A 25,696-nucleotide genomic window follows, 5' to 3' on the forward strand; every position below is an offset into this window, starting at 1 on the left:
CAATGGAGTTGAAATGCACGGCAACGGCGTCATCGATCAACAAATTGTCACCTTTGATTTCGGAGCAAGCGGATACACCCTCGGCCGTGCGCAAATGATTCTCTCCGACAATGGAAGGGAAATGCGTGGGACCCTCTTCATACCCCTTACAGGCGCGTCCGAGAATGTTGTTCTTCGAAAGCGGTAGTTTCAGACTTTTTTTCTCACACCTACACAAACATGTCTACGTTTGGCTGCAACATCTGATATATCCTGCCGTACTAACTGACCGTCAGTCAGTACCTTTACTAAAGTAAATTTAATCTATCTTCGTATTGACAAATGGCTCGTCTTAAGCTATATTTGAACCCATTAAATGACTATCAGTCAGTAAATAGATTGGAGTAAATGGCAATGGGCATAATTGAGCGAAAAGAGCGGGAAAAAGAACATCGCCGCGAAGAAATAGTAACGGCGGCTGAAAAAATCTTCTTTGAAAAAGGTCTTGCGACAGCCACAATGGACGAAATTGCAGAGGCCGCAGAACTGAGCAAAGGGACTCTGTATCTCTACTACAAGAGCAAAGAAGACCTCTACCTTGCAGTGGCAATGCGAGGCTCGGAAATCATGTACAACATGTTTCTCGAAGCGACATCCCCCGAAAAATCCACGATTGAAAGAGTTGTCGGCCTTGGAGATGCATACTACCGGTTCTTCAAAGAGAATCCCGACTACTTCAGAATGTACCAGTACTTCGACAATGCACAGTTCCACAGACAAGTATCGGAAGACATGCTCGGCAGCTGTGCGGCAAAGGATCAGCGAGTTTGGGATCTCGTTATCGGGTTGATTCAACAGGGAATTGATGAAGGATTGTTTGATGCAGGCCTCGACGCAAAACAGGCGGCAATTATTCTCTGGGCAAACGGCAATGCCATCATGCGATTGATGGACCGGGAGGATACCTACTTTACGGAACATATGAAGCTGGATCTGGAAGCGACATTGCAGAAAGCATACCAGTTGATTCTCGAAGGAATGATGACCAAGAAAGGAAAGACAAAATATCATGCAATCAGAAAGGTTGAGGTGGAAGACTGAAATGAAGAAGCTGTTCTTTATACTTCTCGTGTTCGTCGGCATTACGACAGCGCAAGCACAACAAACGATTGAATTGACCGTCGAGAGAGCGATCACACTTGCGCTCGACAACAGCAAAGCGCTGCACGCGTCGCTCATGCGGTTGAACTACGCGGATGCAAAATCCTCGGAGGTCAATACGTCACGACTGCCCAATCTAAAATTCGTCGGCGGGTATACACGTCTCAGCGACGTGCCGCCATTTGCCGTGACGTTGCCGCAACAACTCGGCGGAAACTCGTTTACGCTGGCTCCATCTGTTCTGAACAACTATGCAATGAAAGTCAGCTTGGAACAACCTCTCTTTGCCGGCTTCAAGCTCTCGGCGGTCTCGGCAGCGGCTGATTATTCAGCAAAGGCTTCCGAGCAGGAGTTCGCCCGCAGCAAATCGGATTTGATCTACAATACCAGAGCGGCATACTGGAATCTGTTCAAGGCGAGGGAGTTGAAGAAGGTCACCGACGAGAACGTCGAGCAAGTCAAGGCTCATCTTAAGGATGTCGAATTCATGCTCCAGCAGGGGATGGCGACAACAAGTGATGTGTTGAATGTTCAGGTTCAGCTTTCGGATGCTCAGCTCCGTCAGATTGAGGCGAACAACAATGTGCAACTGGCAATGATTTCGCTGAACAACACAATTGGCATTCCGTTGCAGACAAACATTGTCATTGACTCGGATATCAACCACACGACGCAGGCAACGTACACAAATCTAAACTCCATTATCGGGAAGGCGATGGACGCTCGTCCGGAGTTGAAGGCAATGGAGTATCGGGTGAAAGCAACGGAAGCTGGAGTCACGGCCGCAAAGGCCGGTTGGTGGCCGCAGATTTTCCTGAGCGCCAACTACAACTACAACCGGCCGAACCAACGCATTCAGCCTGCGCAGGATATTTTCAAGGACACGTGGGATGTAACGCTGGGCGTTTCGCTCGATATCTGGAATTGGGGCAAGACACTCCATCAGACCGATCAGGCGAGCGCGCAGTACGAGGAGGCGAAAGATGGTTTTGCGCAGGTTCGTGACCAGGTGACGCTCGAAATCACTCAGGCCTTTCTGAATCTAAACCAGGCAAAGGAGCGGACGGTTGTTGCGGAGAAAGGTGTTCAGCAGGCGCAGGAGAGCTACCGTGTCACCAACAACCGCTTCAAAGAGGGTCTCGCGCAAAACAGTGACATGCTCGATGCGGAAGTCGCCCTCCTCACGGCGAAGACAAAGTACACGCAGGCACTTGTTGATCATGAGCTTGCCGAAGCGTGGCTGCTGCGCGCTATCGGCGGATAATCAAGAATGTACACAACCAACCTAACACTTTATTGAAGGAGTTTGTATGAGAAGGGTAAAAATCATCGGAATCGGCGTTCTCATTCTCGGAGCGATTGTCACAATTCTCCTCTACAACAAAACGCAGATGCAGGCGAAATCAAAGACAACAATTATTACCTCGTACCCGGTATCGGTAACGAGCGTGATGAAATCCCAACTATCCGAAACCCTCTCTCTGGTCGGGACGATAGCGGCGAACAATGATGTTGCCGTTGTCTCTGAAACGCAGGGACGGGTTGTTGCCATCAATGCAGGCGTGGGCGATTTCAAATCCTCCGGCGCCGTGCTTGTGCAGATTGATGATGAACTGAAGAAGGCGGACTTCATGAAGGCGGAAGTCAACTACGAGCGGGCGAAGAAAGACGCCGAGCGGTTCAAGAGTCTGCGGGAGGAACGCGCTGCCACGGAATGGCAGAAGGAAAATGCCTGGCAGGCGTTCAAGGTTGCCGAAGCGCAATACGTCCGCTCCCGCAAAGAGTATCGCGATACGAAGATCAGCACGCCGATTGCCGGAATTGTTACCTCTCGCCCTGTTGATGTCGGCACGATGGTGCAGCCGGGCATGGTGGTGGCGAACGTCGTTGATATTTCAAAGCTGAAAGTAAAGCTGAATGTCGCCGAGCAGGACGCATTCAAATTGAAGGCCGGCGACCCCGTCGAAATTACGACTGATGTCTATCCGGGGGTGAAGTTCGCCGGAAAGATTGCCAGCATCAGTGCCAAGGCGGATGAATCCCATACCTATCCCGTCGAGATTACGCTTCCGAACAGCAAAGAACATCCGCTGAAGGCGGGTATGTTTGGCCGGGTGAATTTCGTCTCGATGACGCGGACGGAAACGCTTGCAATTCCCCGCGAAGCCCTCATCGGCAGTGTGAAGAATCCGCAGGTCTTCGTTATTGAAAACGGAATGGCGAAGCGACGCGATCTTGTGGTGGGCGACTTGATCGGCTCGAACATTGCCGTGCTGCAAGGGTTGCGTGAAGGCGAGACTGTCGTGGTAAGCGGCCAGAACAATCTGAAGGACAGCGTTACTGTTGACATCGTGAACTGAGCGCTTGCCGGAATCGAAAGGAAAAGAATAGAATGACACTCACTGAATTATCCATCAAACGTCCGACGCTTATCGTCGTCATCTTTGCGGCGCTAACTGTCGTCGGACTCTTCAGTCTCACCCAGCTCAAGTACGAGTTGCTGCCGAAGATTACACCTCCGTTCGTTGCCATCACGACTGTGTATCCGGGTGCTTCGCCGAACGAAGTGGAAACCTCCGTCACCAAGCTGATCGAGGACGCCGTCTCCGGCATCGACAAGATTTCGACGGTGTACGGGACATCTACCGAAGGCGCTTCGTTCGTCTCCATCGAATTCACGATGTCCGCTAATGTCAACATCGCTTTGCAGGATGTTCAGCGCAAAGTCAACGAGGTTGCATCCCGATTGCCTGACGGAGCCAAGACGCCGATTGTCTCGAAGTTTGCGCTCGACGAGCTTCCCGTTCTTCGCATGGGACTGACCGCCAACATGCCGTCACGCGAGTTCTATCAACTCGTCAAAGACAAGATTCAGGCGAAGCTGGCAAAGATTGCCGGTGTCGGTCAGATAACGCTTGTCGGCGGAGACGAGCGGGAAATCAAGGTGAACATTGATGCGCAGAAACTACGTTCGTACGGACTTTCGTTGTTGCAAGTAACGCAAGCAATCAAAACCTCGAATCTCGATTTTCCTACAGGGAAAGTAAAAGAAGGTGGTCAGCAGTATATTGTCCGCATTGCCGGAAAATTTTCTTCGGTTGATGCATTGCGTGATCTTGTCGTTGCGCAGTCAAAGCAGGGCGGGGACATCAAGCTGTCGGATATTGCCGAGATTGAAGATGGGCAGAAAGAGTACTCACAAATCAGCCGCATCGACGGCAAGACGTCGATTGGCGTACTCGTGTCGAAGCAATCCGATGCCAACACTGTTGACGTAAGCGCCCTTGTGCGGAAAGAAATTCCGAACATTGAGGAACTCTACAAAGAACACGGTCTGAAGTTCGATATTGCGCAGGACGGCTCGACGTTCACGCTCGATGCAGCCAATGCTGTGAAGAAAGATTTGGCGATTGCCGTGATTCTTGTCGCTATTGTGATGCTTGCATTCCTGCACAGCATTCGCAACTCCGTCATCGTCATGATTGCGATTCCGGCTTCGCTGATCTCGACATTCATTGCAATGTATGCGTTCGGGTTGACGCTGAACCTGATGACGCTGCTCGGGCTTTCGCTTGTGGTCGGCATTCTCGTTGACGACTCGATTGTGGTGTTGGAGAATATCTACCGCCATCTCGAAAAGGGGGATGAGAAACGTGTTGCCGCGTTGAAGGGACGAAACGAAATCGGCTTTGCTGCGCTTTCGATTACGCTTGTTGACGTTGTCGTGTTCGTGCCTCTTGCGCTCGTCTCCGGCCTCGTCGGTAACATCATGCGTGAGTTTGCGCTGACGGTCGTCTTCTCGACGTTGATGAGCTTGTTCGTCTCGTTCACGATTACGCCGCTTCTCGCGTCACGCTTTGCGAAGCTCGAACATCTCACCAAAAACTCTCTGCTCGGCAAGTTCGGCGTCTGGTTCGAAGCGAAATTCGATGCGATGACCCGTTCGTATCTCCAGATTCTTAAATGGGGATTGGCAAACCGCGGCAAAGTTGTCGGGATAACAGTTGCGCTGCTGATTGCTTCGTTTGCTCTCGTGCCCCTCGGGTTTATCGGATCGGAGTTCATTGCCGTGGCAGATCGCGGCGAGTTTGCCGTTACGCTCGAATTGCCTCCCGGTTCAACCGTCGAGAATACCAACTTCATTACGCAGCAGGCCGAGCGGATGATTTCGGAAATGCCTGAAGTGCGGAAGATGTTCGTCAACGTCGGCGCTTCGAGCGACGGATTCCTTGCACAATCCTCCAACAATATCGCCGAGTTGACGGTGACGCTTGTGCCGAAGCGCGAGCGCAAGAAATCCACCGACGCTGTTGCCGACGAGATCAAGCAGAAGTTAGCCGAAATCCCCGGCGCGAAAGTCCGTGCAAATCCCATCGGCATTTTCGGGACGGCAAATCAAACGCCCATTCAGCTTGTGGTCAGCGGCACGTCGTACGAAGACGCGAGGCATGCGGCAGAACAGGTGGCCGATGTTGTGCGGAGAATCCCCGGCACCGCCGACGTTCGTCTCTCATCGGAAGAAGGAAAGCCGGAGACACGCGTCGAGATAGATAGGCAGAAAATGGCCGCTTTTGGCCTGAATTTGGCCGAAGTCGGGCAAACGCTGCGGGTAGCCTTCAACGGCGATGACGATTCGAAATTCCGTGACGGCGACAATGAGTACGCCATCCGCATCCTGTTCGATCAGTTCGACAGGTCGAAAACTTCGGACATCGGCAGCGTCACGTTCGTGAACCGCAAGGGACAATTGATTGAGCTGAAGCAGTTCGCCGACATCTACCAGGCAACCGGCCCGACGAAGTTGCAACGCCAGGACCGGAATCCTTCGGTCACCGTGTTGTCACAGGCAGTCGGACGCCCGAGCGGAAGCATCGGGGAGGATATCAGGGCGGGACTTGCAAAGGTCACGCTGCCGCAGGGCGTCACCATTGCGTACAAAGGAGACCTGCAAAACCAGGCGGAAGGATTCGCAAGCCTCGGCCTCGCGCTGATTGCCGCTGTGTTGTTCATGTACATGATTATGGTGGCGTTGTATGATTCGTACGTCTATCCGTTCGTCGTCATGTTCTCGGTTCCGGTGGCGATGATTGGCGCGTTGCTTGCGCTCGCGCTGACGATGAAGTCGCTGAGCATCTTCTCGATACTCGGAGTTATCATGCTTGTAGGATTGGTCGGCAAGAATGCTATTCTTCTCGTTGACCGCACAAACCAAATGCGCGCAGAGGCGAACCTGAGCACGTTTGATGCGCTGATTGAAGCGGGGCAGACACGTCTGCGTCCCATCATGATGACGACGGTGGCGATGGTGTTCGGCATGCTGCCGATTGCGATGAGTACCGAAGCGGGCGCCGAGTGGAAGTCCGGACTTGCGTGGGCAATCATCGGCGGACTCACCAGCTCGCTGCTGCTGACGCTCGTGCTCGTGCCCGTCGTGTACATGTACGTTGACAGCTTGAAAGAAAAAATCCCCGCTCTCTTCAGGCGCGTCGCGTGGACGAGCAAGCTCTCGCTGAAGAAACGCATCCCCGATTTGCATCCGCAGTTTCAGCCGGAGTAGGTGGGAAGTTCCGGTTGGTGATAAGCCCTGAGCGCGAAAGCGCTTGGGGCTTTTTTGCTTCCGCCATTCCGAGTCTGTCACGGTTTTTGCAAATCCCCCGAGTGCCGTGACAGAACATCAACCGGTTTGCTTTGGCAATAACAACTGCCTGATTGTCGCCACAGCACACTCGGGGGCAAGTCAGTCGTACCGACCGAGGAAAGCTGTCTCTGAGGAAGCCCATTCCCGAATTTGAATCAACTGTTTCAGCCGCTGCAGCAGATTTGTTTTGCTCCCGAAACCCCAAATGCTTGATATTTGGCCTTTTCTTGACGATCGGGTGAGAGTGGCCAAGATTTTAACTTGACATTGTGTCGTGTGGATGTTACCATTCAAACGCCTGACAGTTCATCTCTACAATACCTGATGGAGGATGCTATGGCACGTTTGGTACTGTCTCTCGCCGTTTTGCTTTCCTTTCCGCTCGCCTCACTTGCACAATGGTTGCAACAAGTTTCACCTTCCACCGAACTCTTATGGAAGATCAGATTCACGGATGCTGCGAATGGCTGGATCGTCGGTCAAACAAGACTTTACCGGACAACCGATGGTGGACAGAGTTGGAGTCCGAAAGACACCGTTATGAATCTGGGTTCCCTGCGTGCACTCAGCGGAGATGTTGCGATCTACTGCGAAGGGTGGCTGGGAACCGGCCCCAATCGCGGTATCCGGAAAACCACGGATGGGGGTTCGAGTTGGCGCTCCGTTGATACTGCACGTTATGTATATAATGACGCAAAATTCCCCACACCACAAATCGGGTATGCCGCGGGCCGCGAAGCTTCGACCCAGCAGTACGTTCCTGCCATTCGCAAAACAACTGATGGGGGTGAAACCTGGGCGACAATCTTCAGCCTGAACGGCGGGGTTGATTTTCAAGCAGTTTCGTTTCTCGACCCAGACAATGGTTGGGCCATGACGTATTCTCCTGCGCTGATCTATCGCACCACAAATGCAGGAGCAGTTTGGACATTTCAGGATACCGTGGGCTTGTACAACGGCACAACCTATCCAATGAGAGATCTTGCATTTACAACGTTGGACAGCGGATGGGCTGTAGGTGGTATTGCGGGGACGTCCGTGATCTCCAAAACTACCAACGGGGGACAATCATGGATCCATTCAAGCGGGATTTCCAACACGATTCAGGAGATCGCGATGATAAACTCCCGGGTTGGATGGATTGTGGGGAGGGTGTGGAATGCTCCGCCACAACGAACAACGGACGGAGGAGTCACATGGCATGTGCAAAGCACTTCGCCAAACCTCCCCGCGGGCGGATCAGGAATCTATTCGATCAGTATGCTGGATGAGAACAACGGGTGGCTTATCTTCAATCCACAAGGACGAGTGTACAAAACCACGAACGGTGGCGCAACATCTGTGGAAAACAACGAAGTACTTCCGTCAGCAATTCAGCTTTTTCAAAACTATCCCAATCCTTTCAACCCGGGTACGCATATCAAGTTCACAATTGTGCGGCAGGGATTTGTTTCACTGAAGGTGTTTGACCTATCGGGAAGAGAAGTCGCCACATTGCTTGAGCGGGATATGTCCGTCGGAGAACACTCTGTTGAATGGAAGCCGGAGAACCTTGCAAGCGGTGTGTACCTGTACCAATTGCGACATGGGGCGACTACGGAAACGAGAAAGCTTGTCCTGCTTCGGTGAGGCATCGCGTTTCTTGAGAAACTCAACCCCGGACTTAATGGTTCGGGGTTTTTGTTTTCACTCCCATTATCGCGTATATTCGCGTGACTTCTTTTAGACTAAAAAGCTTCAACCTCATGCAAAAATCAGTTCTCATCGTTGACGACGAAAAAGACATCATTGACATGCTCAAGTACAATCTTGAGAAGGAAGGGTACAAAGTAGTCAGTGCCCGCGACGGCAGGAAAGCAGTGGAGCAGGCGAAGCAACTGCCCGACCTGATTGTACTTGATGTTATGATGCCGGAGATGGATGGTTGGGAGGTGTGCAAGCAGCTCAAACGGGATGCGAAGACGGCGGCAATTCCGGTTCTGTTTCTGACGGCGAAGGGGACGGAGTTCGATGAGGTGCTCGGTCTCGAGTTGGGTGCCGATGACTACATCGTGAAGCCGGTTGCCGTCCGGACGCTTCTTGCTCGTGTGAAAACGGCTCTGCGCCGCAAGGAGAATGCAGCGACAGATCTTGCATCTCACGCCAATGAGATTCTCCGAGTGGACAAGCTGGAGATCAATGTCCCCAACTATACTGCCTCGGTCGGTAACAAGGAAATCACACTGACGCGGAAGGAGTTCGAGACGCTCGTCTATCTTGCCCGCAACCGCGGCCGCGTGATGACGCGGGAAGTGTTGCTGAATGTTGTGTGGGGGCAGGACGTGCGGGTCGTTGACCGCACGGTGGATGTGCATATCAGCAAGATCCGCGAGAAACTCGGCGCTTACGGCGACTACATCGAAACGGTGAAGGGTGTCGGCTACAGAATGAAAGCGTAATCCGTGCGCCGCATTCAAACCAAAATCACGCTCACCTACGTTCTGCTGACGCTGTGCGCTTTTGCAGCACTTGCCGTGATCGCAAGTCTCACAACGGAATCCTATCTCACCAACCGGAAAACCGCGGAACTGTCGGAACGGATTGATGTCCTTTCCTCTCTTCTCAAGTCTGATACGCACGCCGGCACACTCCATCATCGTATCAAAACGCTTACGTTGGCTACGAACTTCCGCATCACACTGGTTGACGGAGCGGGCGTTGTTCTGGCAGATTCGGATGTTCCGCCCGACAGTACCGGCCGCATCAAGAACCATCTCTCGCGTCCAGAGATTCAACAGTCAATGCGCGGCGAAGTGGGGAGTGATGCACGCCGCAGCTCGACCGTGAATCAGGATTTCCTCTACGTTGCCAAATCCGTTGATTTCACGGGAGCCGAAGGCGAATTGGCCAATGTGAAAGTGTTCCGGCTCAGCGCCCATCTCGAAGACATTACGACGATGATACGGGAAGAACGCTTCAATATCATGATTGCGGGAGTTGTGGTGCTCGTGCTTGTCATCGGCATCAGTCTTTTCCTTTCGCGAAGACTTGCCACGCCGATGGAACGGATTGCCGGGGCGGTGGAGCAAATCCGTTCAGGCAATCTTGATACGAGGATTGAAGTAACGGGCAATGACGAGGTCGGCAGAGTGGCCCGGGCTGTCAACGAGATGGTCGAGAAACTCAAATCGGATATTGTTCAACTGAGAAAACTTGAGCGTGTGCGCAGCGAGTTCCTTGGGAATGTCTCGCACGAATTGCGGACGCCGATTTTCTCGTTGCAGGGATTTCTGGAGACGTTGCTTGAAGGGGCAATTGACGATACGACGGTAAACAGGGATTTTGTCCAGAAGGCGTACAACCATTCCGTCCGGTTGAACACACTGCTTGGCGATCTCATTACGATCTCCCACATAGAATCGGGTGAGATGAAAATGAGTTTTCGCTATTTCAATCTCAACGAACTTCTCTCCTCCGTCATCGAAGAGTTCACGCCGACGGCGGAAAACAACAAGGTGAGTCTGCGGCTTGCTCCCAACCTTCCTGCCGATGTCGAGGTGCTGGGAGATAAGGAACGCCTGCATGTTGTGTTCGATAATTTGCTGGAGAATGCGATAAAGTACAACAAACCGGGTGGCGACGTGGTTGTGTCCTTCGAGCGTCACGATGGCAAAGTCCGCCTCAGCGTTGCGGATACAGGAGTCGGCATTGCGGCTGAACATCAGCCGAGAATTTTCGAGCGGTTCTATCGTGTTGACAGAAACCGCTCGCGGGAAGTCGGCGGCACCGGGCTCGGGCTTGCGATTGTGAAGCACATCATTGAAGCACATGGGAGCAGTGTTCAGATTCAAAGCACAGTGGGAAAGGGGAGTGTGTTCAGTTTTACGTTGAAGACAGCATAGATGAATAAATCGGGTCAGTCTCCTAAGGCGGTTGCATTGCCGCTTCTTCTCGCGTTGCTAACCGGTTGCGCTCCCGCTTCCTCGCCGACAAGAGTGGAAATCATCGAAGGCTTGGGATTGTTTGAGTCGCTGATCCCCGTTCCTGCGGATAGCATCATCGGGTTGTACGAACGGTACGATCCGGCAACATTCCACGCAATCTACAAAAACGACCTTGAGCTGGTGCAGCAGTTCATCGATTCGCTAAACACGCATCTCGATGAAGCATCGAGAATCGACACGCTTGCCATCGATCATGCAATTGAAAACTTCGGGAATGCCGCACGTATCGGGAAGACGATCTTCATCTCCAGCAGCTACTTTTTTCTCTTCAACGATCCGGCGGTTGTCCGCTCGGTTGTGACGCACGAATTTGGCCATATCTATTTCGAGAAACTCACGAAGGCCGAGCGTGAAATCCTGGATCACATCTGGCGTGAGCTGCAGGAGCGGGCGCTGTTCTACATTTTCAGGGACGGGGAGTATTCGGAGAATGCAAAATTCGGCGGCCACCCCGATGAAAGTCCGGCTGAGTTGTTTGCCTCCGCGTTCAATCTCTTCAACAACAAACAGGATGAGTTGAACGTCCGTCTCCGGTACGTCAGCACTGAACACCACCAGCTTGTAGAGAGACTGAGAAACCTCGTTGTTGCCAGTACGCTTCCGACTACATTACTTCCGTAACGTCTGATCCTCCGGCTTTTCTGCCAAAACCGCTTTTTCCCGTTCTCCCATTCTTCAATATTTCGTAAACCCCTCTTAACACTGCGGTAACACTGCTTTTGTAATTTTGCAGCGTGCAAATCAGATTTCTGCTTGAAATACCAACAGTCGTATCACTTTCACAAACATCATAAGGGTCAGGACCACATGATGAAGAACATCAGTGCTACCATTTTTCTGTTAGTCCTTTTGCTGGCAACCACCGGAATATTGCATGCACAGACGGGCGTGCTTGCCGGGAAAATCTTCGACCAACAGACAGGTGAAGAACTCGTCGGGGCGAACGTTCTGATCGTCGGGACGACAACCGGCGCAACAACGGACATTGACGGCAAGTACAGCGTCCGCAACATTCCGGTTGGAACGTACAGCGTCCGTATTTCCTTCGTCGGCTACGGGTCAAAGACGGTCACTGACGTTGCGATCAAAGCGGGGCAGACGGCAACACTGAACGTGAGTCTTACATCTTCAACTGTTGAAGCCGATGAAATTGTGATAACGGCGGAGCGAGTGCGGGCAACAGAAAGCGCATTGTTGTCGGAACGCAAGAAAGCTGCGGCGATTGGCGATGGCATCAGCGCCGAGCAAATCAAGCGGGCGCCGGATGCGACGTCGGGCGATGCTCTGAAGCGTGTGACGGGTATTTCGGTTGTGGATAACAAGTTTGTGTACGTCCGCGGAATTACCGACCGCTATAACGGAACAACGGTCGACGGGGCTTCTGTGACAAGTACCGAAGTCGGGAAGAAAGGATTCTCCTTCGATCTCATTCCCTCCAATCTCATCGAGAATACGACAGTAGTCAAGAGCGCAACGCCTGATCTGCCGGGAGATTTTACGGGAGGATTAGTGCAGGTGAATACGCTCGATATTCCGACCGATCGTCTCATCAAAGCGGGCGTGTCAAGTTCATACAACACCGTTTCGACCTCGAAAGAATTCTTAGTCTCGCAAGGTGGCAGGCGCGACTGGCTGGGATATGATGACGGCAGCAGGTCGATGCCTGCACAGGATGGCTCATTGACTGAGTTTGCCAAATCGCTGCCCAACAATTGGGCACCGAGTCAGAGGAAGGCGCCGTACAACGGTTCGTTTTCTCTCACATTCGGCGATCAGTTGGTCCTCGGCAATGAGGAGACGAGCGAAAGTCGTCTCGGACTCATCACGTCGCTTTCGTACAGCAACAGTTTCCAACGCACGAATTTCAAGGTGAATGAACTGACCAGCGGAGGATTTCCTCTCCGGCGGTTCGACGGAGCAAAGGATGAGTATTCCGTGCTGTGGGGCGCAATCGTTAACGCGACGTATAAGATTTCCAATCTGCACAAGATCAGCCTGAAAAACAGCTACAATCGATCGGGGGAAGATCAGGTAAGCCAGTATCAGGGTGAGGACGGCAACACTGGAAGCGAAGTGCGCAGCACGGCAATTCGATGGACGCAGCGTTCGGCATATACCGGACAGATTGTCGGCGACCATAATTTTCCCGAATTGGGTGGATTAATGTTACAGTGGCGCGGAACAGCCTCCTCGTCGCTGAGAGAAGATCCTGATAGAAAACTTGTACCGTACGTCAGGCAGATTGGTTCGGCGCCTGAGGATCCGTTCTACGTTGCAACGAGTGACCGGAGTTGGGAGAAGGCGAACGACAGAAGCAAAGGCCTCGGATTGGATTTTTCTCTCCCTGTCGGGAGTTTGAAAACAAAGGGTGGTTTGTACTACGAAGGACGAACCACCGATTACAAGATTCGCGCATACAGAATTACCGGGGTGGCCGGAACTCCGTTTCAGTTGTACTCATTACCTATTGACAGCGTGTTTCGGCCCGAGAATCTCGGCGCGGGCGGGTTCGCATTCTTTGAAAACCCCAGCAACGCTGCCAGCTTCTACGATGGCGATCAAGAACTGATAGCGGGATATGCGATGATGGATGCGCCGTTTACAATTGCCGGACAGGACTTCCGTTTTGTCGGCGGCGCACGTTTGGAGAATTCCCTGCAAACGTTGCGCAGCACACGCTCGCTGACCGACCCGACTCCCGAAACCACTCAACTCAAAAAGATTGATGCTCTCCCGTCGATGAACCTGACGTACATCATCAATCCGATCACGAACTTCAGGATCGCGTACAGTCAATCATTGAACCGCCCCGAATTCCGGGAGCTTGCTCCGGTTGCATACTACGATTTCGACAGGCTCGAAACGGTGTTCGGAAACCCCACACTGCAGCGTGCTCTCATCAAGAATTATGATGCACGATTTGAACTGTTCCCGGCTCCGGGTGAAGTCGTTGCCGTCAGCTACTTTCACAAGGATCTCTCATCACCGATTGAAGAGATGATCGACGTTTCTTCGACGCCCATCCGAACCTACATCAACTCCAACAGGGCAAAGAACAGGGGATGGGAAATCGAGTTCCGTAAGTCGTTGGACTTCCTCGGAGGCTACTTCAGCAACTTCATGCTGTACGGCAACTACACAAGAATCACATCCGAGGTTGAGGTGCTGGATGAGGTGACGCCGGGTGTGTTTCAGATTTCGAAACGGCCGCTGCAGGGACAGTCGCCGTACATGGTCAATCTGGGATTCTTCTTCACTGAGCCGACAACACGCACATCCGTCAGCATCTTCTACAACAAAGCCGGACGAAGAATCGATGCGGTCGGGTCTGCGATCAGCGAGCCTGATATCTATGAAGAGCCGCGGGATCTTGTCGATATCACGGTTTCCCAGCCGCTGTTCAACATGTTTGAGGTGAAGTTTGCAGTAAAGAATCTGAATGGGCGGGAACAGTTCCTTTCGAAACGTGATCAAATCTATCGCAGTAACGACACGGGAACAACCTACTCATTCTCGTTGTCCGCAACATTGTAGCAAAGTGTTTCACAGGGTCAGGATTAATCAATCATCTTTTTCAATTTATCCCCGGGAGGTAACGTAATGGTCAAGAGGATAGCAACTGTGTTGATCCTTGTACTCTGTAGTTCGTTTGCCCTTGCGCAGAAACCGCAAGTGGTTATTGGCGCAGGATTGGGAGCCGCGTTCAAGGCCCCGTATTTTCAACCGGGCGGTTCGGTGAGAAATCTCTCCGCCGACACTGCCTATATTCTGACAGGAATCTACTACGTTGATTCGTTGGCCGTCCTCAATATTGCGTCGGGAACAGTGATTCTCGGCGACTCGGCTACAGGGGCCACGTTGTGCATCAAGCGGGGTGGAAAAATCTACGCGAACGGTACAGTAGATCGCCCGATCGTGTTTACGACGCGGAACAATCCCGGCGACCGGAGAGTCGGGCAGTGGGGTGGACTTATCCTGCTCGGTTCGGCTCGTAACAATCAAAGCCTGAACCAGACAATCGAAGGCGGACTTCATCCATCAGCGGTGTACGGCGGCACAAACGATGATGATTCGAGCGGCGTCGTCCGTTACGTGCGCATCGAGTATGGTGGAATTCCATTCCTTACCGACAACGAGATCAATGGATTGACGATGGGGAGTGTCGGTCGCCGTACAGTGATCGAGTACGTGCAAACAAGCTTCAACAATGACGACGGCTTTGAATGGTTTGGTGGAACAGTGAATGCACGTTACCTCGTCTCGTGGCGCAATCTTGATGATGATTTCGATTCGGATTTCGGCTGGAGCGGTCGTGTGCAGTTCGGGTACGCCTTGCGTGACCCGGCAATTTTTGACGCAAGTACAGGAAGCAACTCCAACGGATTTGAGACGGACAATATGGGAGGTAGTTCCGGTCCCTGGCCGGCACGCCCGACAACGAGCGGAATCTTTTCCAACATGACACTCATTGGCCCTGCTTCCGATACAAGCCAATACGGAAGCATTTCACCGAAACATGATTATGCGTTGTTCATCCGAAGGCGTTCTTCGATCAGTATTTACAACTCGTTGTTTGCCGGGTTCCGGCACGGGCTGGTGTTGCGCAATGACAGCACGCAGTGGAATGCAAGTGTTGACAGTCTGCAGATCCGCAACACCAGCATTCAAGCGGGTCGTCGGATGGTTGGTGTCGATACACCTCCGTCATCGTTCTCCGGATCAGGCGGGTTCAACGGCTTCAGCGGCGAATCATGGTTCCTGACATCGGGATGGGGTAATATCGGAACCACGCCGCGCCAACCTTCTGCCGTAGGTCTAAGCCCCGCGGCATTCACGTTCGGACCGGGCACAGACCCGCGCCCCGCACTTGGTTCCGAGCCTGTAACGGCTGGTACAAACTTCGCTAATGCGCGACTAAACGGGTTAGTCACAACTACATACCGCGGCGCATTCGATCCTGCATTGCCGATGAACCAACAATGGACTGCCGGCTGGACGAACTTCGATCCGCAGAACACGAACTACTTGACGAGCGTGAAAGAAGTATCGCAGACCGTTCCGCAGAAATTCGAGTTGGGTCAGAACTATCCCAATCCCTTCAACCCGACAACGAATATTGAGTTCCAGATTCCGAAGAGCAGCTTCGTAACGTTGAAGGTGTATAACATGCTTGGACAGGAAGTTGCAACGCTGGTGAATCAACTGTTGAGTGCAGGTTCATTCGTTGCCGATTTCGATGCGGCAAATCTCGCATCCGGTTCGTATATCTACCGCTTGAGTGCGGATGGCGCAGTACAGTCGCGCAAGATGATTCTCATGCGTTAACATGTGTGATGCATCACGCCGGAGTGCATGGTGCTCACCGGCCGCTGATTCGGAGTTCTTTGGACATTGACTTGTACACAAATCCGTCAACATCTGTGGATAACCTGGAACGCGAGATGGATTGAACAGTCCAAAGAAGGGTCTGCAAGGATATGCAGGTTTTCCACCCACTCCTTGATGGGATGGAACAGAGGCTTCACCAACGACTCTGACCCTCGTTGTGTGAAGCCTCACCATTTTCATCGAATTCAAGCCAAAAAGATGCAAAACAATCGTTCAACTCTTTACAATTTCTTAACACTGGGTTTACATCGGATTAACCCGATCTGTGTAGATTTGTGCCCGATAGTTGCAAGGGACTATCACTACGGTCATTTACAACTACAAAGGGTCAGACTTTGTACTTCACCGCCATCCTCCGGGCGGGCGCAATGGTGATGTGTATATCCACGACGGCACCCGCACAACAGGCAGAGCAGGATTCCTCGTTACGTGATGAAGTTGGATATCTCAAGGCAGTAGTTGAAGGTCTTCAGGAATCGTCAATAGGGTATCAGGGCATCGTCGAGCAGCTGCCGAAGATCGAAATCTCCGGCTATCTGCAGACGCAATTCCGATGGACTGATGTACATGGAACTTCCTCTCCGTTCTCCGGCGGCAACTATCCGGGGAACAGCAACACACTGATTCAGGTTCGTCGCGGCCGTATCAAAATCAACTACGATAACGTTCTTACCCAATTCGTCCCGCAGTTCGACGCCGTTCCGACCGGGTTTTCCATCAAGGATGCATTTCTCTCCGTCACCGATCCGTGGATGCAATCATTCGGGTTTCAGATGGGTGTTCGACCGTGCGTTCGGGTACGAGATTTCCTTTTCCTTGAACATGCGCGAAGGCACGGGAACGTTCACGCATGTTTCAAACACTGTCTCCCGGGCTGCGGACAGACGTCGGCATCTTCAACGGTACCGGGGCACATGCCAATGAGTTCGACAGTTTCAAAGATGTGAGCGGAAGGGTCGGCGCACGATTCGCATTTTGAAGATATCGGGGGCGCAATAGTTATTGTATTAAAGGACATCATAAGAAGGAGGCAAGATGAAAACTATTCTGATGCTCATTGTGGTTTCGTTCCCGGGTTTATCCTTTGTATCGGGAGCCGAGAAAATCACGGTCAAAGGTTCCGACACGATGGTGATTCTCGGGCAACGATGGGCGGAAATGTATATGCGGGCACACAAAGATGTTATTATTCAAGTAACCGGCGGGGGGTCGGGTACGGGCATCTCAGCGCTGATTAACGGCACCACGGATATCTGTAATTCTTCCCGTCCGATAAAAGAATCCGAGCGGGCGAAGTTGAGCGAGAAGCAAGGTTCACGCGGTGTCGAAATCAAATGCGCGCTCGACGGCCTTGCCATCTACGTACATGAATCGAACCCTGTAAAAGAGCTCACGCTCGGACAAATCAAAGATATCTATGTGGGCAAAATCAAGAATTGGAAAGAAGTCGGCGGGCTAGATCAACGTATCATTCTCTATAGCCGCGAGAACAACTCCGGCACATATGTGTATTTCAAAGATGAAGTCCTCGGTGGGATGGACTTCGCGAAGAATGCACAAAATATGGCCGGAACCGCGGCTGTCGTGAATGCTGTTGCGAAAGACAAAGCAAGCATTGGCTACGGCGGTGCAGCGTACGGCAAGGGGATTCGTGAGTTGAGTGTGAAGCAGGATGCCACCTCTCCCGCCTACGCTCCGACAATGGAAAACATCCGCACAGGAAAGTACCCGATCAGTCGGTTTCTGTTTATGTACACAAAATCCCGCCCGAGCGGAGCATTAAAGAAATATATCGATTGGACGCTGAGCGCAGAAGGTCAGAAGATCGTTGGTGAAGTCGGATATTTCCCCATCAGATAACGGAACGAGAAACGTGTCACCGACACAATTTGAAGACCAGGAAGCAACAACTTCAATCTCGGCCACACGGCCTCCCCCGAACAATGGCGGCAATCATGTGGGGAGGCTGAACAAAGCCGAGCTGAAGAAGAAATTCCGGCCTGGAGAATTTCTCGCGGAGAAGTTGGTCACCTCCGTGGCAATGGTTTCGCTTGCCGCCATTGTGCTGATTTTTCTGTTTGTGTTTCGTGAGGCGGCTCCGATTTTTGTGCATAAGGAAAAGCCTGTCCGCCCCGATGTGGTTGAAGAAGAGGAGACGTATGGCGAGGAGTTTTTGGGCGAAGGCGCTCAACGGCTCAGTGAGGAAAGTGCCGGCAAACCCTCGGTGGAATCCAGCGGCAGCGAGGGAGAGGCGTCGTTATCAAATCTTCTCTCCACAACGTGGCAACCTGTGGCAACCGAACCCAAGTACGGTCTGTGGCCGCTCATTGTCGGTACGTTGAAGGTGACGGTAATTGCCATAGTTATCGCCGCTCCCCTTGCGATTCTCGCCGCACTCTTTACCTCTTCCTTTGCGCCGCGTTGGTCGCGTGAATACATCAAGCCCGCGATTGAATTGCTTGCCGGATTCCCGTCCGTTGTTATCGGGTTCTTTGCCCTCGTTACGCTTGCAACGGCAATGCAAAATGTGTTCGGCTACCAGTACAGATTGAACGTGCTGCTGGGCGGCATTGCGATGTCGCTTGCTGTCATTCCCATCGTTTACACCGTTTCGGAAGATGCGATCACGGCCGTTCCCCGATTCATAACGGAGGCATCGCTCGCGCTCGGCGCAACGAAATGGCAAACGGCATTGTTTGTTACTCTGCCTGCCGCGACACCGGGAGTGTTTGCCGCCATTCTGCTCGGCTTCGGCAGGGCATTCGGCGAAACCATGATTGTGCTGATGGCAACCGGCAACGCGGCGCTGATCTCCTGGAGTATTCTTGAACCTGTCCGAACGATGTCGGCAACCATTGGCGCGGAGATGGCGGAAGTCGTGTTCGGCGATACGCATTATCATGTTCTCTTCTTCATCGGGGCGATTCTCTTCATCTTCACCTTCACACTCAACGCCGTGGCGGAAGTATTCATTCGCCAGCGTTTGCTGAAACGGTTCAAGGGAGCGTAGCGATGAAACTGAAACGCCGTCTCATGGGATCGTGGGTTGTGGGCACCAGTGCAGTTGCCACGCTGACGATCATCGTCGTTATGCTGGTGATGACGGCAAGCATTGTGTGGGGAGCAAGGGACACGATTTCGTGGGAGTTTCTTACCGCTGCCCCGCGTGAGGGAATGACGGAAGGCGGAATCTTTCCTGCAATCGTCGGAACAGTGTTGCTGGTGTTGTTGATGTCGATCGCGGGAGTGCCTGCGGGCGCAATCACCGCCATCTACCTCAGCGAGTATGCCAGCCAGAAATCCGTCATTGCGCGCTCAATCCGGTTTGCTGTGAATACGTTGGCGGGCGTTCCTTCGATAGTGTTCGGGTTGTTCGGACTCGGGTTCTTCGTTCAGTTCGTTGGAGGGGGAATGGACGATATCTTTTCGGGAGGCGGAGAACTCCGTTGGGCGCAACCGAACATCCTCTGGGCAAGCCTCACGATGGCATTGCTGACATTACCGGTCGTGATTGTTTCCGTTGAGGAGGCGATCAAAACGGTGCCGCAGGATTTACGGGCAGGAAGTCTCGCGCTCGGCGCCACAAAGTGGCAAACAATCTGGAAGGTTGTGCTTCCGAATTCGATGAACGGGATTTTCACAGGGGCGATCCTTGCGGTCAGCCGCGGCGCGGGTGAAGTGGCGCCCATTCTCTTCACCGGTGCGGCGTATTTTTTGCCGCATCTGCCGAACACCATCTCCGACCAGTTTATGCACCTCGGCTACCACGTGTACATCATGTCGACGCAATCGACCAACGTCGATGCGACGAAAGGAATTCAATACGCCACAACACTGGTGCTGTTGGGGCTGACTGTAACACTCAATCTCTCGGCAATCATCCTCCGCTCGCGGATGAGAGGCCGGCAGATTCAATAGCGATGACAACAATGCTTCCAACAACAAAAATACGAACGCAGAATCTCAATCTGCATTACGGTCCCAAGCAGGCATTGAAAGATATCAGTATCGATATTCCTGTCAGACGTGTGACGGCATTCATCGGCCCTTCCGGCTGCGGGAAGTCAACATATCTGCGCAGTCTTAACCGGATGAATGATCTGATTGATGACGTCACGATTGACGGGAAGGTGTATATCGATGATGTTGACATCTATGACAAGGATGTTGACGTCGTGGAGTTACGCAAGCGGGTAGGGATGATCTTTCAGAAATCCAATCCCTTTCCAAAATCCATTTACGATAACGTTGCGTACGGCCCCCGCATCAACGGCGTGAAGGACAAGAAGAATCTGGATGAGATTGTCGAGCAAACCCTCATCCGTTCCGCTCTCTGGGCTGAAGTGAAAGACGATTTACGCAAAAGCGCCCTTGCCCTTTCAGGCGGACAGCAACAGCGCCTCTGCATAGCCCGTGCCCTTGCCGTCGATCCGGAAGTGTTACTAATGGACGAGCCGGCCAGCGCCCTCGACCCGATTGCCACGGCCAAGATTGAGGAACTGATTTATGAGTTGAAAGAGAAGTACACAATCGTTATTGTAACTCATAATATGCAGCAGGCGGCCAGGGTCAGTGATTTTACCGCGTTCTTCTATCTGGGAGAGTTGATTGAGTACGATGAGACAAAGAAGATGTTCACAACTCCCGTCAAGAAGCAGACAGAGGAGTATATCACCGGACGATTCGGCTAAGGGGCAACATGAACACAACACGAGGCATTCCGGAAAGGGAATTGATGCACAGACATTTCGAATACGAACTTGACGGACTGAAATCCAACATCATCAAAATTGCCAGTCTCGCCGAGCAGTCGATTGCCCAGTCCATCAAGTCGTTGCTCGAACAGAAGAAGGAGATTGCACGGCAGGTTATCGAATTCGACAAACAGATCGATGCCTACGAGATCGTCATCGACAATCACGTCGTGGATATTCTTGCGTTGCAGCAGCCTGTTGCCGTTGACTTGCGGTTTATTCTGGCGGCGTCAAAGATCAACAACGACCTGGAACGGATCGGCGACCACGCCGTCAACATCGCGCAGTCAGCCATTGTTCTTGCCGATGCCCCGTATATCAAACCCCTCGTGGATATTCCCGTCATGGCGGACACAACAAAGCAAATGCTGCGGGATGCGATCGACGCGTTTATCCACCGGGATGCACAGAAGGCCCGCCGTGTTCTTGAGAACGATGATATGATCGACAATCTGAACAAGAAGATTGTCAACGATCTGGTTGTGCTGATGCGCAAGGATCAATCCACAATCGATCAGGCGCTGGATCTCATCCGGGTCAGCCGCAATCTGGAACGCGTGGCCGATCTCACGACCAACATAGCCGAGCAGGTGATTTTTATGGCGGAGGCGAGGGTGGTGAAACATCAGGGCGGTCACGAACAAACGCCCGGGGAAGAACCTACGCAGTAAATCCCAACACGACATCCAAGGTTTGTGTCTTTGCTGAAAAAAAACTAAGAGCTACTACACTTCAGTAAGATACAAATCAACCACTTTGCGAGACGGGATGACTCCCTTCATCAGCAAGAGGGAATATCCGAGAACAATCCAACAGGCATCCCTCAATCGTTTTGTCAGGATGAACAGCGCCATGCTTGCCGGTGAGGCAGCAACCCCCAATGCCATGAGAATGCCGGCATACCCTGCCTCTTGAACTCCAATTCCTGCAGGAAGAAAGAACGCTCCGAGTCGAAGAGCAGAGACAAGAGCTTCAAGTGCAAGTGCGTCCTGAAAGCTGACGTTCAGGCTGATTGCGTGCAGGAGAATATATGTCTCCAGAAACTCCATCCACCAAGACGCGAAGTAATAAGAAGAAGAGCCGAGAAGGTGTCTGTGTCCTGCAGTCCGGATGGTCAAGAGACTCCTGTCGATAGTGACAAAGTCTTCTTTCTGCAGATTTACGAACTCGCTTACGTTCTTGATTGGAATACGTTTAAGGAGGTTGTGAAAACGGCTTGCGATTCCGGTGCCCCCGGCCAGGACCAAGATGCCCCACAGAATAACTCCCGCAGTTGAAACCGCAGCGATGAGAAGCCACCCAAGCGCAGTATTGTGGAGAAAATGACTTGAGACCACGGAAACAGATCCGAAGGCGGCACCTACCCCAAGCAGCACGTATATGCATTGGCTGAATCCCAGAGACCAGCGGCGGACAATAGTGCCCACAAGACTCTCACGTGCAGGTATTCCCTTTTCTTTCTTCAAGAGAAATAGCCTCAGCGAATCAGCAAACGGAACGCCGAAAGGAATGGACCTGGCGATTGCCTCTGATGAAATGTGGATGTTCAGGAGGGAGGTAAACGAAACAGTGCGCCTGTCGGTTGCCAGCATTGTGCGCCATCCGAGAACGTCCAGCACATGAAGCAAAACACCCGGAGCGAAAACGAACGGCAGGGTACATCCCAGAACAGTTATAAGGCGCCACAATTCGGTGAAGTCGATCATGACACCGCGTCAATCAGAAAGTCGGCTCACGATGTTTCGCATCTCAACGATGCGTGTACTGTCACTGCGTAGTGCTACTGCTACCTGCAAAGCGCTCAACAATTCGGCCTTTGCTTCCGCTGTGTGGCCCCAGTCGTGGTACACCATGCCAAGCTCGTACCGGTGGCGCATGACATCCGGCGCAAGGGCGATTGCCTTGTTCAATGCTTCTACGGCCTCTCGATATCCGCCATCAGGCAATCCTCCGAGAAAAATGTTGGCAAGCTGGCGCTCGATCCAACTTACTCCGCCCAACGCACGATAGAATGAGCCGAGTATCGAGTATGCAATGTCATCATTCGGATTGAGCTCGATTGCACGTTGTGCTTCTCTATAAATTTCCCGCGCAAGCTTCACTTTCGTCGTACCGCCTTCATACATGGCAATATTTCCCAAAGCGGCTGCAAGCCACGTATGCCCATCGGCAATCTGTTCGTTCTGCTCGATACATGCTCTTGCATGCTGTTCAGCCTTTCGGTATAAGCGTTCGCGCCCGGAATCCGGCGATACGTCGGCAATGCTGATGGTAAGACGGGCAAGCCTCCACAAGATCTCAGGTCGCGCAGGTGCCGCTGTCAGGGCAAGAACGTACAAGGACTCGGCTTCAGCGTACCGCATCCTCTTGTATTCCGTATCTCCGGCTGCAAGATACGCCTCAACCGGAACCAGCATGAGTATAGCCAGCAAGGAAAGCATACGATTGGTCGACTCAGGAATTGAGAAAGGAGAAAGATGAATGCATCTACGCAGCTTCCGGAATGACCAGTTGATTTGCGGGGCGTAGCAATGGCTCGGTTGGTTGGGTTGCGGCAAATTGGGGCAGTTTTCTCAACGTCGTTTGAACTCCGGCGGGACTCACACGAATGAACGCAACATGAAAGGTGCTGTTGTCACCGAGTATGGAGCCGCCGGCGTTCAGGAAGCGAATTCCCTTTCTCATATACTCGTGGTTGCAGTGCACGTGCCCGTGCAGCACCAGGTCAACGCTCGATGCGGCAAACAGTTGCAGCAAGCGCTTCTTACCCCTGAGTTTCATTGTCTGGCGCTCCACAGCGTTCCAAACAGAGTGTGCTCTCCCTGCACCATTCGAGAGTATTTTGTTGAAGTGGTGATGTATGAGCACAAGTTTCCGTTTTTCCTTCAGGTGTTCGGCCATGAGAGTCTTTCTCAAGCGCTCAAACTGTTTGTCATCAACCTCGCCGTTGGAGCCGATCGGGTTCTTCACGCGCGAGTACCGTGCTATGGAATGCACTCCAATGATTGCGACGCCGTCAAAAACCTTCACGAAAGGAGACGAGATGTCGGGACTGCTTTGTTCCGATGAATCAAAGACTTCATGAAAGTGCTCACGGAATTCTCTCATCTTCCGATCGTAGTTCGTCGTCTTGCAGCGTTTGGGGAATGAGAGGATTTCCTCGGCACGATGAACACCACCGTACACATCGTGGTTTCCGCAAAGAAGGGAAAGTTTCCGGGCGTCAAGCAGCCCGTAGTTTCTGAAGATCTTGCGGGTTGCCTCAAATTCCTTCTTCTCGCCGTTTGCCGTGATATCGCCTGTGATGACAACATGATCAGCCCCTTGTCGCAGGCAATACTCGATAAGCGAGCGGGTTTTCCTGATATTATGTCTCGAGTGGTCGAGACTAATGTGCAGATCCGAAAGATGGGCGATAGTAAACGGACGCTCCATGTCCGCGTCTCCCCTTGCGTTCTTGAAATGATGAGAATTCATGCAGTACGTTGTGATAGCTTGTAAACATTCTGTTGAAAATGTGTTCCCACTGTTGCTGTTGAGCGAAAGCGAACGCTTGTTTGCTGACGCTCTCCCGCAGTCCGCGGTTATCGAGCAGCAATTCGATGTTGCGTACAAGGTCGGTCGGGCATCGGGGCTTGGCCAGAAGTCCTGTCGCGCCTTCACGGATAATCCCGAACGCGCCCCCCTCCCGGGCACAGATAGGCGGCAGACCTGATGCCATCGCTTCGAGCGTAACGTTTCCGAAAGTCTCCGTTGTGGATGGAAACACGAACAGATCACTCGACGCATAGGCAACAGCCAAATCCCGTTTTGACTCGTGGCCGAGGAATATTGTTTCCGGCATTAGTCGTTTCAATTCTTCACGCACGGGCCCGTCTCCGGCTACCACAAAGACGGCATCATTTCTCTTCGCGGTAAGAATTTTGTACGCTTCGGCAAGCGTTTTCAAATCTTTCTCCCAGACAAGACGTCCAGCGAACAGAAGAACATGCTTTCCTTCTGCTCCAATTGTCGGTTTCCATGCCGGATCCTTCAGTCTGGGATTGAATGTCTCTGTATCGACACCATGGGGCAGGAACTCAAGTGTGCGTAGCCCGTGTGTGTAGAGCTCATCAAGAATCGGCTGCGACGGTACAAACACTCTCTGGCACCTGTTGTACAGCCGTCTGATATATGCCCAGCTCAATCCCTCAAGTGCCGTGATGTTGTAGTATTTCGCGTAGCTTGCGAAGTGAGTGTGATACGTTGCAACCACTGGAATGTTGTGCTGTTCACCAAACTTCACGGCTGCATAACCGAGGGAGCATGGACTATTGATGTGGAGAATGTCAGGCCGGAAGGCCCGCAATTCCTGCTCAAAATGTCGCGTGCCCGGTATTGCAAAACGGTAATCTTTGTACAATGGAAATGTCACGGAAGGCACGCGGTGGAACAGAGTGCCGTAGTCCGATGACGGGACAATGGGAGAGAAAAAGATGTGGCGAATATCGTTGGTATTCAAGTAGCTGACGAGTCGATACAGCACACGGGTCACCCCGTCGTGTTCGGGGCGCATGGTGCCTGCGAAGTATGCGACGCGGATCGGGCGCCGAATCAATGCGCAACTCGCTGACGTCCGACAAAGAATTGCAGCGTAAGAACCACCGCGCTGATAAAGAAGAATGCTACCGATTTCACTTGTTTTTTCCTTTCAGAGTGCATTGTCATTTCTCTGGCTTCAGACGGTGATAAGATACCAACGCAATGTGATGTGTATGTTAGCATCTTGTAAACTGTCGGTTAAATCTCTTCTC

The 25,696-nt window shown here is 52.3% G+C and carries 21 protein-coding genes; 17 read left to right on the top strand and 4 right to left on the bottom strand.

Going from position 1 to position 25,696, the window contains the following annotated elements:
• The 17 genes from KF749_04905 to phoU form a co-directional block, all read left to right on the top strand.
• Window positions 1–187: hypothetical protein (locus KF749_04905; GenBank protein ID MBX2990494.1), on the top strand; the 187-nt coding region annotated here is incomplete at its 5' end.
• Window positions 188–387: 200 nt separating this feature from the next.
• The gene (locus KF749_04910; GenBank protein ID MBX2990495.1) at window positions 388–1,080 is read left to right on the top strand and encodes a TetR/AcrR family transcriptional regulator; all 693 of its coding nucleotides are present in this window, start codon (window positions 388–390) and stop codon (window positions 1,078–1,080) included.
• Window position 1,081: 1 nt separating this feature from the next.
• Complete coding sequence (locus KF749_04915; GenBank protein MBX2990496.1) at window positions 1,082–2,404, top strand: TolC family protein; 1,323 nt, start codon at window positions 1,082–1,084, stop codon at window positions 2,402–2,404.
• A 46-nt stretch (window positions 2,405–2,450) separates the two neighbouring features.
• Complete coding sequence (locus tag KF749_04920; protein MBX2990497.1) at window positions 2,451–3,500, top strand: efflux RND transporter periplasmic adaptor subunit; 1,050 nt, start codon at window positions 2,451–2,453, stop codon at window positions 3,498–3,500.
• 32 nt (window positions 3,501–3,532) lie between these two features.
• Window positions 3,533–6,697 (top strand): efflux RND transporter permease subunit, encoded by a 3,165-nt coding sequence (locus KF749_04925; protein ID MBX2990498.1) that lies wholly within the window; start codon window positions 3,533–3,535, stop codon window positions 6,695–6,697.
• A gap of 417 nt (window positions 6,698–7,114) precedes the next feature.
• Entirely contained in the window at window positions 7,115–8,407 is a 1,293-nt protein-coding gene (locus tag KF749_04930) for a T9SS type A sorting domain-containing protein (GenBank protein MBX2990499.1), read from the top strand.
• A 116-nt stretch (window positions 8,408–8,523) separates the two neighbouring features.
• A complete protein-coding gene (locus KF749_04935) occupies window positions 8,524–9,216 on the top strand; it encodes a response regulator transcription factor (protein ID MBX2990500.1) in 693 nt (230 codons plus the stop codon).
• Window positions 9,217–9,219: 3 nt separating this feature from the next.
• Entirely contained in the window at window positions 9,220–10,659 is a 1,440-nt protein-coding gene (locus tag KF749_04940) for a HAMP domain-containing protein (protein ID MBX2990501.1), read from the top strand.
• Window positions 10,660–11,382, top strand: coding sequence for a hypothetical protein (locus KF749_04945; protein ID MBX2990502.1), 723 nt, complete (start codon window positions 10,660–10,662; stop codon window positions 11,380–11,382).
• 186 nt (window positions 11,383–11,568) lie between these two features.
• Complete coding sequence (locus KF749_04950; protein ID MBX2990503.1) at window positions 11,569–14,295, top strand: carboxypeptidase-like regulatory domain-containing protein; 2,727 nt, start codon at window positions 11,569–11,571, stop codon at window positions 14,293–14,295.
• A gap of 66 nt (window positions 14,296–14,361) precedes the next feature.
• Window positions 14,362–16,086 (top strand): T9SS type A sorting domain-containing protein, encoded by a 1,725-nt coding sequence (locus tag KF749_04955; protein MBX2990504.1) that lies wholly within the window; start codon window positions 14,362–14,364, stop codon window positions 16,084–16,086.
• A gap of 398 nt (window positions 16,087–16,484) precedes the next feature.
• Window positions 16,485–17,096, top strand: coding sequence for a hypothetical protein (locus tag KF749_04960; protein ID MBX2990505.1), 612 nt, complete (start codon window positions 16,485–16,487; stop codon window positions 17,094–17,096).
• Window positions 17,097–17,184: 88 nt separating this feature from the next.
• A complete protein-coding gene (locus KF749_04965; protein MBX2990506.1) occupies window positions 17,185–18,009 on the top strand; it encodes a phosphate ABC transporter substrate-binding protein in 825 nt (274 codons plus the stop codon).
• A gap of 181 nt (window positions 18,010–18,190) precedes the next feature.
• Window positions 18,191–19,159, top strand: a complete 969-nt coding sequence (gene pstC / locus KF749_04970; GenBank protein MBX2990507.1) for a phosphate ABC transporter permease subunit PstC — start codon at window positions 18,191–18,193, stop codon at window positions 19,157–19,159.
• 2 nt (window positions 19,160–19,161) lie between these two features.
• On the top strand, window positions 19,162–20,067 hold the full coding sequence (pstA, locus tag KF749_04975; GenBank protein MBX2990508.1) for a phosphate ABC transporter permease PstA: 906 nt from the start codon (window positions 19,162–19,164) through the stop codon (window positions 20,065–20,067).
• Between the two features lie 2 nt (window positions 20,068–20,069).
• The gene (locus KF749_04980) at window positions 20,070–20,840 is read left to right on the top strand and encodes a phosphate ABC transporter ATP-binding protein (protein MBX2990509.1); all 771 of its coding nucleotides are present in this window, start codon (window positions 20,070–20,072) and stop codon (window positions 20,838–20,840) included.
• Between the two features lie 8 nt (window positions 20,841–20,848).
• Entirely contained in the window at window positions 20,849–21,574 is a 726-nt protein-coding gene (gene phoU / locus KF749_04985; GenBank protein MBX2990510.1) for a phosphate signaling complex protein PhoU, read from the top strand.
• A 54-nt stretch (window positions 21,575–21,628) separates the two neighbouring features.
• Here the strand turns inward: phoU and KF749_04990 are convergent, their stop codons facing one another.
• Genes KF749_04990 through KF749_05005 form a run of 4 tightly spaced genes read right to left on the bottom strand, consistent with a single transcriptional unit; the run spans window position 21,629 to window position 25,458 of the window.
• Window positions 21,629–22,609 (bottom strand): flippase-like domain-containing protein, encoded by a 981-nt coding sequence (locus tag KF749_04990; GenBank protein ID MBX2990511.1) that lies wholly within the window; start codon window positions 22,607–22,609, stop codon window positions 21,629–21,631.
• A gap of 9 nt (window positions 22,610–22,618) precedes the next feature.
• Entirely contained in the window at window positions 22,619–23,344 is a 726-nt protein-coding gene (locus tag KF749_04995; protein ID MBX2990512.1) for a hypothetical protein, read from the bottom strand.
• A 46-nt stretch (window positions 23,345–23,390) separates the two neighbouring features.
• Complete coding sequence (locus tag KF749_05000; protein ID MBX2990513.1) at window positions 23,391–24,338, bottom strand: metallophosphoesterase; 948 nt, start codon at window positions 24,336–24,338, stop codon at window positions 23,391–23,393.
• On the bottom strand, window positions 24,292–25,458 hold the full coding sequence (locus KF749_05005; protein MBX2990514.1) for a glycosyltransferase family 1 protein: 1,167 nt from the start codon (window positions 25,456–25,458) through the stop codon (window positions 24,292–24,294). Before KF749_05005 ends, KF749_05000 begins: the two co-directional genes overlap by 47 nt.
• Window positions 25,459–25,696 lie beyond the last annotated feature (238 nt).

This window comes from Bacteroidota bacterium, assembly GCA_019637975.1.
GTDB lineage: Bacteria > Bacteroidota > Ignavibacteria > UBA10030 > UBA6906 > CAADGV01.